We start from the raw sequence: 12965 nt of genomic DNA, 5'->3' as shown, positions 1-12965 counted from the left end.
GGGGGCCTCACTTCACCTGCCGGGCTCGCGGCTTTTTCAATTGGAGGCGGAGGGTCGGGGAACCCGGGCCGTCCTTCCAGAAGCCGGCGTCGAGGAGACGGGCCCGGAAGGCGCTCACGTCGCGCGAAGGGTTGAACCGGACCTGCCCCCCGGTGCCGGAAGACGGCGGGGATGCCCAGGGGGGCGCTGTCCGGAGGCGGTAGAAGACCTCGTACTCCCCCGGCGGCGGGGCGGCCCAGTACCCCCCCGAACACCCGAAGTCGTCGAGGAGGACCCGGCAGGACTCCCCGGGCCCCAGGATGTGCGTCCGGGTTCGGGCCCACCCCGGGGGGGGCGATTCGAGCCCGGCGTAGAAGGCCGTGTCGCAGGGGTGAACCACCACCCGCTCCTCGCCGGTCCTCACGTCCCGGAAACAGAGGCCGTGCACGTCCAGGTCGTACACGGTGACCGGCCCCGGCCCCCGGTTGGTGACGGTCACCGTCACGCTCCCCTCGAGGCCGCTCCCGACCCGCTCCCGCCCATGCCACAACTCCACCAGGTGCAGGGGTTTCGGGAAAGCGAGGGTGACGGCCACCCCCTCCGGGGCGGTTCCCGGGCCCGGGGCCTGCCCGGGAACGAACGCCCCCCAAAGAAACAGGACCAGAAGATGGATACGAATGTTCATGGGCCCATTGTAAACCCGACCGGGAACGGGGGCAAGGGGCGGAACACAAGCCCGTTGGCCGGGATGGCCCGCATCGCCTCGCGGAAGGGCCCCGCCCCGTGAAACACGCCACCCCGCGAATTCAGGGCACGACTCATTTCGAAGCGTTTTTCGTGGGTGCCGCCTCGTCGGAGGCCCGCCGGAAGATGGGGCACAGCGCGTAGGCCCCGTTGCAATAGGCGACGATCTTGGGGATGGTGAGACTGTCGAACTGCCTGCAGAAGCACTCCGGGAATGGCTTGGCGAAGTGGGGGCAGAAATCGAACTCCGTCTCTTCCACCCGGTGAAGGTTCCCCGGGCATACCGAGGGGTTGGTGTCTCCATGGCATCCGTTCGGCATGATGGGCCTCCCGACGCCCCCCCGTCCGTCGATGAGAACAGAGCATGAAGCCTGCCAAACCCGGCATAAGTCTTAACCCCTTTTTACCAAGCCTTTAAGAATTCCTGCTTCGGAGCCCTCTGATCAGGACTCTTCAAAACGGATAGTTAAAACGGGTTTTCCCTCCCCCCCCGTCAATCGCCCGCTGAGGACCTTGTGCTCACCGCCGGATTCGACCCCGGCGATGTCGCCGGCCAAGGCCGGGGAGATCACCGACAGGAGATCGATATCGAAGTTTCGCAGCGGTTGACACGCGACGCCTCGAGGTACCGAACCGGCTTTCCCACCGTCGCCCGCCCGGCTCCCGACGCCTCGTGGCCCGTCCCTAAAAACCGTTGACGAACGCACCAAACTGGGGGAAGATGAGGAGGTGACAACGTCGCAAAAAGTCGAAAATCGGGCGGGAACGTTCAATAAGACCTTTGCTTGAGCCATCGCCCGGGGGGGCGACGGCACTTTTTGCGGGGTGTCAAGGCGGAATTCAACAATCCCGGAGGGCGCGGTGCGGCTCGCCCGGACGAAAGGTCTTTCGTCTCCGAACCGCTTCGCTGGACGGCCAGGGGGTGCCCGGGGGTTGGCGTGCGTGCCGATCCGGGGGCCGCGTGCCTGGCCGTTCCGACCCCTCACGGAACAAGGAGGCGGCTCATGAAACGCAAACTGGACAAGCTGGAGGCCCTCTACCGGCTGAACGAGTCGATCCTGTCCGACCTGAACATGAACCGCCTCCTGGAGAAGGTGCTGGACATCATCGAGAACACCCTCGGGTTCGACTCCTGCGCCATCCTCTTCCTGGACAACCAGTCCAGCGAGCTGTACATCCGTGCGGCCCGGGGGTACACGCCCGAGGCCATCAAGACCTTCCGCACCACGGTCGGGGGCCGCGGGATCACGGGCCACGCGGCGCAAACCCGCCAGCCGCTCTTCATTCCCGACCTCCGGGCGGAACCCCGCTACATCCCGGGGGTGGACGGCGCCCGGTCCGAGATCTGCATTCCCCTGGTCACGTCGGAGCAGTTCCTCGGGGTCCTGGACATCGAGTGCCGCCGCGAGTTTTCCTTCTCGCAGGACGACTTCGACATCCTCGTCATCTTCTCCTCCCAGATCGCCGTGGCCATCGGCCACGCCATGACCATCGAGATCGAGCGCCGAAGCGCCAGCCGCCTTCAGATCATCAACGAGATCCGGAACCGGATCTCGCTGAACCTCGGGATGGACCGGATGCTGGCGGTCGTGGCCCGGTCCATCGTGGAATTCCTCGGCTTCTCCGGGATCCGGATCTTCCTGTGGAACCCGGACGAAAAACGGCTGCAGTGTGCGGCGGTCGCCCCCGAGGGGGAGGCGGGCGAACACCCCGGGGAGGGGATCGACCCGATCGTGGAGCAGGCGTTTCGGGACAACCGCGAGACCTCGGTGTCCCACCCGGCCGCGGAGGACCTGGCGGACGACGCCCTGCAGCGGATCGGCCACGCCATGCCCATCCGGATCCAGGCGAACCCGATCGGCGTGATCCACCTCTGCACCAGCAACCGCGGCCCGATGGCCGACAAGGACCGCCTCGTCATGGAGGCGCTGTGTGAACACCTCGGCGCCATCCTCAAGGACGTCATCTCCTACGCGGAGGCGACGAAGAAATCCAAGCACTCCGAGGTGATCCAGAAAATCGGGCAGGTGACCATCCAGAGTTTCGACTACAAGGTCTTCATCAACGACATCGTCCAGTACATCCAGGACGCCTTCGGCTACGACCACACGGGGATCTTCTCGTTCGAGAAGCTCTCCCAGCAGCTCGAGCTGGTGTCCTACGCCGGCTCCCCGCCTCCGGGGGCCTCGGTGGGGGACAAGTTCCCGCTGGACGAGGGGATCATCGGGCTCGTCGCCCGGTCCGGCCAGCACCACCTCTGCAACGACGTCCTGCGGGAAGCGCGTTACCGCGGGGTGCTCCTCCACACCAAGTCGGAACTGGCGATCCCCATCCGGAACGAGGAGGAGGTGTTCGGGGTCCTCAACATCGAGAGCAGCCGCCTGAACCAGTTCGACAAGAGCGACGTGGAGATCTTCTCCCGCATCGCGGACCACATCTGCTACACCCTCGTCAACGCCGAACTCTTCAAGCAGAAGACCACCGCCCACAACCTCCTGCTCAACCTGAACGCGCTCAGCCGCCGGATCAACTCCTCCTTCGACCTGAAGAAGTGCATCGGGGCCGTCGTCAAGTGGCTGCCCTTCTACATGAACTGCCGGCTCTGCTCCATCTTTTTCCACGTCCCCGAAGAGAAGAAGCTCGTCCTGATGGGCCACAACCTCCCCGAGGTGAAGAGCGTCGACCCCATCTCGCTGGAATCGGCCGGCGACAACCTGATGACCCGGGTGATCCGCATGAAGCGGTCCGTCTACATCCAGGACATCGAATCCGACCTCAGCATCCAGAACAAGCCCTACTACCAGACCAAGTCGTTCCTCAACATCCTCCTCCGGAGCCGCGACCGGGTCATCGGCGTGCTGAACCTCACGGACAAGATCGACGGCACCCCCTTCTCGTCCCAGGAGTTCCACCTGGCGTGCAGTTTCGCCCAGCACCTGTCCGTGGCCGTGGAGAATTGCGAGAAATACCAGAAGATCCTGGAGCTTTCCATCACCGACGGGCTGACCGGCCTGTACGTCCACCGCTTCTTCCAGGACACGCTGTCCCGGGAGATCGCGCGGGCGAAACGGCACGAGAACGCCCTGGCGGTGATCATGATGGACATCGACGACTTCAAGCTCTTCAACGACCGGTTCGGCCACCAGATCGGGGACGTGGTCCTGCGGGAAGTGGCGATCCTCATCCGGAACGGGTTGCGGGAGTACGACGTCGCGGCCCGTTACGGCGGGGAGGAGTTTGCCCTGGTTCTCCCCAACACCTCCCTGAGCCAGGCGAAGGCCCTGGCGGAACGGCTGCGGAGCCGCATCGCCTCCCACGTGGTCCCCCAGGGGCAGAAGAAACTCCGGGTTACCGTCAGCCAGGGCGTGTGCGAACTGCTCCCCGACATGAACAAGGCCGCCCTCATCGAGGCGGCCGACCGCTGCCTGCTTCAGGCCAAGAAGGAGGGCAAGAACCGGGTGGTGGCCTGGGCGGGGTGACGCTCCGCGGCGGGAAGGGGCCAGGGGACCCAAAGGACCCAAAGGACCCAAAGGACCTAAAGGACCTAAAGGACCTAAAGGACCTAAAGGACGGGAAAGGCAGGAAGGGCGTAAAAGGCCTGAAAAGGGAGTCTTGTGGGTCGTCCTGGTCTTCGTGGTCCCTTTGGTCCTTTTGGTCCTTTTGTCCTTTCACCCCTGAAAACAGTGCAACGACAAGCTTGATCCCTCTTGCCCCTTGCGGCGGGCGCCGGACCGTGGAACAATGGCGTTTCGCCCCGGGAAGACCCGGGGCGGTGGAGAACACCATGCGGTTCAAAAGTTTCCGCGACCGGTATCGCCCATGATGGCGTGGCTGCAGGGTTCCCTGCTCTTCCTGGCCGGCACGGGGGCTGGTTTCGTGGACTCCATCGCCGGCGGCGGCGGGCTCATCACGGTCCCCGTGCTCCTGGGGGTCGGGCTCCCCCCCGCCGACGCCCTGGGGACCAACAAGTTCCAGTCCAGCTTCGGCTCCGGCAGCGCCGTCTGGCACTTTCACCGGGCGGGCATCTTCAGCGTCCGCCGGTGCGCGCTCGGGGTGTTCATGACGGCGGTGGGCGCCGCGGGGGGGGCCTGGGCCGTCCAGCACCTCCCGCCCGACCTCCTGCGCCGGGCCATCCCCTTCCTCCTGATGGCGGTGGCCGCCTACATCCTGTGTGCTCCCCGACTCGGCGAGCTGGAACGCCGCCCGCACCTGGTCCCGGCCCTCTTCTTCACCGTTTTTGGCCTCACGCTGGGCTTCTACGACGGTTTCTTCGGGCCCGGGACCGGCTCCTTCTGGGTCATGGCCCTCATGCTCCTGGCCGGGCGGGCCATGACGGTCGCCACCGCCGAGACGAAGCTGATGAACTTCACCAGCAACATCGTGTCGCTGGCGGTCTTCATCGCCGGTGGCCACGTTCAGTGGGTCTACGGCCTGGTCATGGGGGTGGGTGAGGTCATCGGCGCCCGCCTGGGGTCGGGGTTGGTGCTCCGGCGGGGCAGCCGGGTGGTCCGCCCGACCCTCGTGCTGATCTCCCTGGCCGTCACGGCGAAACTGCTCCTGGACCGCTGAGGGCCGGGGATCCGGGGCGATCCGCCGCCCCCCGGCGAAGCGGGGTGCGGCAAGGCGCCGGGCTGCCCGGGTTGACCGGGCGACCGGGCCCGAACCGCCGCCGGCGCACCTCCCCCCCGCGCTAAGGACTGAGGCGGAGTACCGGCGGACTTCATTCGCGACATTTTCCGCCCCGGGGAATCGCTAATGTAGGGTTGTCCGAAGGCCGGATTTAGGCTAAGATGGGTGCGCCAAAGGACGCTGGTAGCCCCTCCATGCTGGACAAGAAAGAACGACAGCGGCACATCTTCCTCCTCTTCTGCGACCTGGTCGCCATCCTGGCGGCACTGCCGATGGCCCACGCCTTCCGCCGGGACCTGACGGACCTGCGGGTCTTTTTCGCGGACCGTTCTCTGCCGGTCATCGGGGCCGTGGAATCCTACCTGTGGTTCTACTCGGTGAGCGCCGCCATCTTCCTGCTTTTCCACGTGTATCACGCGCGGCAGCGCACCCCGTACCGGTTCCGCTATCTCCCCGGCCACCTCCTGGTGCTCCTGGCGGAGTGCCTGACCCTCGGTCTCGCCATCGGCTTCGTTTCCTTCCTCTTCAAGCTGGACCTCAGTCGTTCCGTGACCTTCCTTTTCCTCGTCACCCTCTTTCTCCTCTGCGCGCTGCACCGGCTCTGCTACGTGGCCTGGGTCAAGTCCCGGAAAGGGATCCGCAGCGAGTACCGGCGCGTGCTGGTGGCCGGAAACTCCCCCAAGGTCTTCGAGATGGGGCGGAAGATCGCCTCCCACAAGGACCAGGGATACTACCTGGTGGGCTACGTCACCGACTGCGCCCCGACCCCGGGCATGCCGTGCCACGGACCCGTCCTGGGCTCGCTGAAGGAAGCCGAGGCGGTGCTCGGCAACCACGTGGTGGACGAGGTCATGTTCGTCAGCTCCACCAACGGGGACCTGAAGCTGTTCGAGGGGATCGCCCTCCTCTGCGAGGAACTGGGGATCATCACCCGGCTCTCCCTCCACTTCTTCCCGCACGCCATCTCGCGAACCAGCCTCGACTTCGTGGAGAACCAGCCCTTCCTGTCCTTCTCCCCCGTGCCCGAGCACGCCCTGTCCCTCGTCTTCAAACGCTTCCTGGACGTGGTGGGCGCCCTGGCCGGGATCCTCCTCTCCCTGCCCTTCCTGCTGACGGTCCCGCTCCTGATCCGGCTCACCTCCCGCGGGCCGGCCGTCTACCGGCAGGTGCGCTGCGGCCTCTACGGGCGAAAATTCACCCTGTACAAGTTCCGCTCCATGGTGCACGGGGCGGAAGACATCCTCTGGGAGATCCGGCACCTCAACGAGATGAACGGCCCCGTCTTCAAGATGCGCGGCGACCCCCGCATCACCGCCCTGGGGCGCTTCCTTCGGAAGACCAGCATCGACGAGCTTCCCCAGTTCTTCAACGTGCTCAAGGGCGACATGAGCCTCGTGGGCCCCCGGGCGCCCCTCCCCGAGGAAGTCCGCGAGTACACCCGGTGGCAGCGGCGCCGGCTCTCCGTCAAACCGGGGCTGACGTGCCTGTGGCAGGTCTCCGGGCGCAACGAGGTCGACTTCGACGAGTGGATGAAACTCGACCTGAAGTACATCGACTCGTGGAGCCTCTGGCTGGACTTCAAGATCCTCCTCCGCACCATCCCCACCGTCCTCTTCTGCCGGGGGGCGAGGTGAAGTTGGGCTGTAGGCTGTAGTCCCTACGAAGTAAGATCTTAGGCAAAATGAGCAAGATTGAGATCATCGGTGGGCTCCCACCGCTTTCAGAGCGGGGAAACCCGGTGCGGGGACGGAGGAGGGAATCCCGGCAGCGTCGTCCGGCATGCCCCGGGGCTAAAATGCCCCACTGGTGCTGATCCGGTTCCGGAATCGACGTATCCGGTCTCTCGCAAAGACGCCCGGACGCAAAGCCTCGCAAAGGAATCCTCCTTCTCCGCTTCCGGCTTTGCGAGGCTTTTCGTCTTTGCGCCTTTGCGAGAGGTAAAGACCGCCTGTTATTTTTCTGGCGCGTCCGGATGATCCGTGTCCATCCGTGTTCATCCGTGGTTTCTCTCCGGTTTATCCGGGTTGGGCGGTAGGCGGTAGGTCCGGAGGGGGTTCCCATCGGTATCGGGGTCGGTATCGCTATCGGAGTCGCTATCGGTATCGGGGTCGGAATCGGTATCGGTATCGGTATCGCAGTCGCAGTCGCAATCGAAAGGGGTTCAGGCTGTCATACCTTGTATAGTCTTTGTCAAATTATGCAAATTTAATGCGTTCGCAAAGAGTCCTTTTCTCTCACAGAGGCACGGAGGCACGGAGAAATGCAAATCGTAATTACTAGAATCAATAAATCTTATAATTCTTCTCCGTGCCTCTGTGCCTCTGTGAGATCACAATCAAGACTTTTTACGAGGGCATTAAAATTTGAATGAACGCTTTGCTCCCGCCGCCTTCGGGGCGGGTTTGCCCCTGCGCTGCCACGTCTTGACCCCGGGGCGGCGCCGCGGACGCCCGTCACCTTTTCGCGCTCCGGTCTGAGTTCCCCGGCGTCCGCGGCTTGCCCCGGGCCCAAACGCCATCGCTTTATCTCCTGTCTCCCGACGACGTCTCCTGACGTCATTCTCCCCCTCCTGCCTCCTGAATTCTGGATTCTGGATTCTTCCTTCGTGCATTGGGTGGTTTTCTCTGCGCCTTCTCCGTGTTCCACCGTGGTTCTCTCCACCCGCCGGCCTCAGCGCAGCTTGATGGAGATGCCCGCCAGGAGGGTGAGGAGGATCGAGACGATCCAGAACCGGATCACCACCTTGGGCTCGGCGACCCCCTTGAGGATCAGGCCGTGGTGAATGGGGGCGCGGAGGAAGATCCGGCGGCCCATTCGCATCCCGATCTTCTCCTGGATCAGCGAACTGGCGATCATGGCGACGAACACCCCGCCGGCGATGGGGAAGAGGAGTTCCTGCCGGGTCTGGAAGGCCAGCGCCCCCAGGGCGCCCCCGATGGCGAGGGAGCCGGTGTCCCCCATGAAGATCTCGGCCGGGTAGGTGTTGTACCAGAGGAAGCCGAAGAGCGCCCCCACCAGCCCCCCGCAGAAGACCGCCATCTCGCCGGCGCCCGGGAAGAAGGGGAACCAGAGGTACTTCGAGAGCACCGCGTTGCCGATGATGTAGGCGAAGACCCCGTAAAGGGACAGGCACATGATGGACGGCCCGGTCAGGAGCCCGTCCAGGCCGTCGGTGATGTTCACGGCGTTGACGATGGAGAAGAAGGCGAACACGATGAAGCAGACGAAGACCCAGGAGTCCAGGGCGTAGGGCAGCGCCTGGTGCTTGACGAAGGGGAGGAAGAGGTCCGTGCGGAACTCGGCGGGGATGGGATTGACCGGGAACGCGCAGTAGACGAAGAAGAGGGCGTAGGGCACGATGAAGGCCAGTTGCAGGAAGGTCTTCCCCACCTGGCTCAACCCGCTGAGCGACGACTTGAAACGGGTCTTCTGCAGGTCGTCCAGGTAACCCACCATCCCGAACCAGGCGAAGGCGGTGAGGACGATCCACAGATGCCGGTTGGTCAGCCGACCCCAGATCAACACCGCCAGGAGGGTCCCCCAGATGAAGAGAACGCCGCCCCCGGTGGGGGTGCCCCGCTTGGAGGTCGCCTCGATGGAGGAAAACTCGCCCCCGGTGTCCCGGAACCGGCGCCGGTAGAGCATGACGATGATGCGGTGGCCGAAGATCAGCTCGAAGATCAGGGCCGTGGCGGCGGCGAGCATGACCCGGAAGGTGATGTAGTCGAAGATCCGAAGGAACCCGGGGTTGATTCCCGCTTTTCCCAGCAGGTAGAGGACGATCTCGTACATGGTCTCCTCCCCGTCCCTACGGACTCTTCAAACGGTTGTGCAGCTCGACGTAGTTGTGCCGGATGCTGAATTTCGGGTCGAAACCGGACGTGGTGATCAGGAAGTCGTTCAGGAAATAGCGGACGTCCTCGATCTGGTCGGCGCGGATCCGCTCCATCCGGAGGGCGCCCTGGAAGCCTTCCAGGATCGCCTCGCGCAGCCGGACGTTCCGGGCGAACCGGAAGCGGGCCGTCATCCGGAAGTACTCGTCCAGGGGGATGAAGAGCGGCAGCGTCCGGATGCACCAGTACCGGACCTCGAAACGCTCGAACCGTTTGCGCATCAACCGGCGCATCTGGTCGACGATCAGGGGGTTCGCCGACGTGTGGTCGACGCAGGCGGCGGCCAGGGCCAGGGCGGCCACCCGGACCTCGTAGTACCCGTCCTGCAGCGCGCGAACGATCAGGTCCGCCAGGGCCGGGTCCCAGAGTTTCATGTTGGCGAGCGCCACCAGGATGTTCCGCCGCATGAACCCGTTCCCCGTCTCGAAGAGGGAGACGAGGAGGGGGATCTTGTCGAAGCGCCGGAGCCCGCCGCACAGCTTCACCCCGGTGTTCAGGCGCGACCACTGGTCGGAGCGGAGCATCTCCTCCATCCGGATGGCGTAGAAGCGGTAATAGAAGCTCTCCGGGGGCTGGTTCCGGAGGAAGGCCACCAGGTGGTCCACCTGCTTCTGCAAACGGACGTACTCGGGCTCCACCAGTTCCTGGATGGCGTCCACCTCGCGTCCGGCCAGGAGGTTGCGGAAGGTTTCCACGATCTTCGCCCGGCACCCCGCGGGGAACTTGTCCCGGGCCCGGGCCGCCATCGCCTGCATCCGGGCGGGGTCGTCCAGAAGCCGGGTGAACACCGACAGGAATTCCGGGGCATCGACGTAATCGACCCCGTCGGCGGCCTTGCGCTCGAACACGACCTCGCAACCGCCCACGGAAGCGAGGTTGATGGCGTTCAGCTCCTGGTGGTCCCCGGGAAGATCGCGTTTCGGGATCACCACGGCCGGTTTTCCGAGGGCCATGACCTCCGACAGCGCCCCGGCGCCGCCCCGGCAGACCACCAGGTCCGACGCCTGGAGGTGAAGGGCCATGTCGTGGATGTAAGGGAGCAGGTGATAGTCCAGCCGGCCGTCCGCCAGCCGGAACGTCTTCCCCTCGCCGGCATCCTCGACCCTCGCCCCGCCCCCCGCCGCTTTCCGGAATCGGAGCAGGGTGTCTTCCCACGCGTCGTAGGCGCCCCGCGACATCCCCGTGGAGTGAAACACCGTCAGGGCGCTCCCGGCCACCCCCAGGCCCGTCAGGATCTCCGCCATCAAGCGGTTGATGGACCGCGCCCCCATGGAGCCCCCGAAAACCGCGACCACTTTCCGGTCTTCGGCGATCCCCAGGGCCTTCCGGGCCTCCTCGCGGGAAACGCCCGCCAGGAACTCCGACCGGACCGGGTACCCCGTGAAGACGCAGTTGTCGTTCCACACGAAGAAGGCGGTCTCCCGGAAGCTGACCAGGACCGCCCGGGCGAAGAGCGAGGCCAGCTTGTTCATGAGCCCCGGAACCACGTTCTGCTCGTCGATGACCAGCAGGGGCCGCAGGAAAGGCCGCAGGAGGAAGGAGGCGAACACCGCCGGGGCGCTCACGTAACCGCCGGCCGCCAGGATCACGTGGGGGCGGAACCGGAGGAGGGTCAGCAGGACCTTCAGGGTGCCGACGAGGTTGATGAACAGGGAGGCGGCGAGGCTCCACGGCCGGAGCCCGAAAAGGGGAGCACAGGGGGTGAAGGACAAGGGGATGCCGAAGCGTGGGACGATCTTTTCCTCCGCCCGGCCCCTCGACCCGACGTAGAGCACCTGGGAGACGGGAAATTCCTTTTTCAGGATCTCGTACACGGCCAGGGTCGGGTAGACATGGCCACCCGTACCGCCCCCCGTCAACAGGACCCTGAGCGATTTGCCGTTCCCTTTCACGACCGTTCCCGCAGCACGACAGGGTTCGCGTAGAAGTCGAAGAACTCCCGGAGCTGGTTTTCCACGAAGCGCTTCTCCGAGAAGTGCAGCCGCTTGCCCCGGCGGACGAAGAGGAGAAACGTCGGGGGGGCCGTTCCGACCTGGGTAAGGTACTTCACCCCGATATCCGCCGTGGAGAGGGCCTCGATGCGCCGCTTCTCCATCATGGCGTGGAAGAACCGGTTCAGGTCCGGCGTGCCGACCCGGTGGTAGCGCTTCTCCCAGGCCTTGAGGATCACCGGGAAGATCCTGGGCAGGTTCCGGCCCGTCCGGGCGGAGAAGAAGAGCAGCGGGGCGTAGTCGAGGAACTTCATCTGGTTGCGGACCTGCCGGGTCAGCTCGCGCACGGCGCTCTCCCCTCTCGGGAGCAGGTCGCACTTGTTGACGCCCAGCACGACGGCGTTCCCCGATTCCACCGCGTACCCGGCGATGACCGCGTCCAGGTGGGTCACGCCCTCCACGGGGTCCAGGAGCAGCAGGGCCACGTCCGCCTTTTCCATGTGTTTGCGGGCCTGGATCACGGAGATCTTCTCCGCCTGGAGCTTCGTCTTGCCCTTCCGGCGGATCCCCGCGGTGTCGATGAGGCAGTACCGGCGGCCGTCGATGGACAGTTCCGTGTCCACCGCGTCCCGGGTGGTGCCGGGGATGTCGCTGACGATCATCCGCTCCTCACCCAGAAGCGCGTTCACCAGCGAGGACTTCCCGACGTTGGGCCGGCCGACCACCGCCAGGCGGACCACCCCCTCCGCCGGGGCGTCCTCGGGCTCGGCAACGGGAAAGCCCGCCGTCAGGGCGTCCAGCATCTCGTCGAGCCCCTGCCGGTGCTCGGCGGACACGGGGAAGACGGTGTCGGCCCCCATGGCGTAGAAGGCCATGGCCTGCGCCTCCAGTTTCCGGACGTCCACCTTGTTCGCCAGCAGGAGCACCTTCTTCCCGGACTTCCGGATCATGGCGAAGATCTCTTCGTCCAGCGCCGTCGGGCCCGACTGGGCGTCGGCGACGAAGAGGACGGCGTCGGCTTCCGCCAGGGCGGCGCGCGCCTGCCGCAGGATCTCCCGGGGGATGGGCTCGTCTTCGCCGGGCAGGAGCCCGCCGGTGTCCACCAGGACGAAGGGCTTCCCGTCCCACTCGGCCTGCCGGTAGAGCCGGTCCCGGGTGATCCCGGGCTCGTCCCCCGTGATGGCGCGGCGGGAACCCGTCAACGCGTTGAAGAGTGTTGACTTGCCCACGTTCGGCCGGCCCAGGATGACCACGACCGGCACGGGGCGCCGGGAGCCGGGAGGCGTCATGACGAACCTCCGGGTTTGCGGAACTTGCGCAGGGCCTCGGCCCCGATATTGAGCCGCTGGATGAGGGGGGCGGGCTTCTCCCGGCGCTCCGGGGGCAGGGAGCGGGAGACGCCGTTCAACCGGGCGGCGGCATCCCTCAGGACGGATTCCATCTTCCAGATCTCGATCCGGCTCCGGTTCTTCGGATTGGCCGCGCAGAGGTCGATATCCTCCAGGACGTTGGCCAGGACCCGGTAGAGTCGGTCCAGCTGCGCCTCGAGCCGCTCCCAGTTCAGGGCCCGGAGCGAGGCGGTGATCTCGGAGACCCGGAGCGGAACGATCCGCCGGTAGAGGTTGAGGTGCTCCAGGGGGGAGGTCTGACGGAGCCGGTTGAATTCCTCCACGGAATAGTTGAAAGGGTCGAAGGTAGACTGCGCCCCGACGAAGAGCCCCGGGAAGACGGTCAGGACCGCCGACAGGGCCAACCAGCATCCAGCACGCCCCAACCGCATGGCCTCACC

At 65.5% G+C, this 12965-nt stretch carries 9 protein-coding genes; 3 read left to right on the top strand and 6 right to left on the bottom strand.

Annotated features, from left to right (window positions below):
- Positions 1-7 precede the first annotated feature (7 nt).
- Both KA419_00440 and KA419_00435 read right to left on the bottom strand, forming a co-directional pair.
- Entirely contained in the window at positions 8-664 is a 657-nt protein-coding gene (locus tag KA419_00440; protein ID MBP7864386.1) for a hypothetical protein, read from the bottom strand.
- Between the two features lie 133 nt (positions 665-797).
- Positions 798-1043 (bottom strand): hypothetical protein, encoded by a 246-nt coding sequence (locus KA419_00435; protein MBP7864385.1) that lies wholly within the window; start codon positions 1041-1043, stop codon positions 798-800.
- A 684-nt stretch (positions 1044-1727) separates the two neighbouring features.
- Here KA419_00435 and KA419_00430 point away from each other — a divergent pair.
- From KA419_00430 to KA419_00420, 3 genes are all read left to right on the top strand, one after another.
- Entirely contained in the window at positions 1728-4202 is a 2475-nt protein-coding gene (locus tag KA419_00430) for a GAF domain-containing protein (protein ID MBP7864384.1), read from the top strand.
- 340 nt (positions 4203-4542) lie between these two features.
- Positions 4543-5292 (top strand): TSUP family transporter, encoded by a 750-nt coding sequence (locus KA419_00425; protein ID MBP7864383.1) that lies wholly within the window; start codon positions 4543-4545, stop codon positions 5290-5292.
- Between the two features lie 254 nt (positions 5293-5546).
- Positions 5547-6986, top strand: a complete 1440-nt coding sequence (locus KA419_00420) for a sugar transferase (protein ID MBP7864382.1) — start codon at positions 5547-5549, stop codon at positions 6984-6986.
- A 1036-nt stretch (positions 6987-8022) separates the two neighbouring features.
- Here KA419_00420 and mraY read toward each other — a convergent pair.
- Genes mraY through KA419_00400 form a run of 4 tightly spaced genes read right to left on the bottom strand, consistent with a single transcriptional unit; the run spans position 8023 to position 12956 of the window.
- A complete protein-coding gene (mraY, locus tag KA419_00415) occupies positions 8023-9144 on the bottom strand; it encodes a phospho-N-acetylmuramoyl-pentapeptide-transferase (protein MBP7864381.1) in 1122 nt (373 codons plus the stop codon).
- 16 nt (positions 9145-9160) lie between these two features.
- Positions 9161-11137, bottom strand: a complete 1977-nt coding sequence (locus KA419_00410; protein MBP7864380.1) for a UDP-N-acetylglucosamine--N-acetylmuramyl-(pentapeptide) pyrophosphoryl-undecaprenol N-acetylglucosamine transferase — start codon at positions 11135-11137, stop codon at positions 9161-9163.
- Positions 11134-12465, bottom strand: coding sequence for a ribosome biogenesis GTPase Der (der, locus tag KA419_00405; protein ID MBP7864379.1), 1332 nt, complete (start codon positions 12463-12465; stop codon positions 11134-11136). Before der ends, KA419_00410 begins: the two co-directional genes overlap by 4 nt.
- Complete coding sequence (locus tag KA419_00400; protein MBP7864378.1) at positions 12462-12956, bottom strand: hypothetical protein; 495 nt, start codon at positions 12954-12956, stop codon at positions 12462-12464. The genes der and KA419_00400 overlap by 4 nt, the downstream gene beginning before the upstream one ends.
- Positions 12957-12965: the final 9 nt, after the last annotated feature.

It is taken from the genome of Acidobacteriota bacterium (genome assembly GCA_018001935.1).
Taxonomy (GTDB): Bacteria; Acidobacteriota; JAAYUB01; order JAAYUB01; family JAAYUB01; genus JAGNHB01.
The sequence above is the reverse complement of the archived record's forward strand: the minus strand, read 5'-3'. Positions and strand labels throughout refer to the sequence as shown.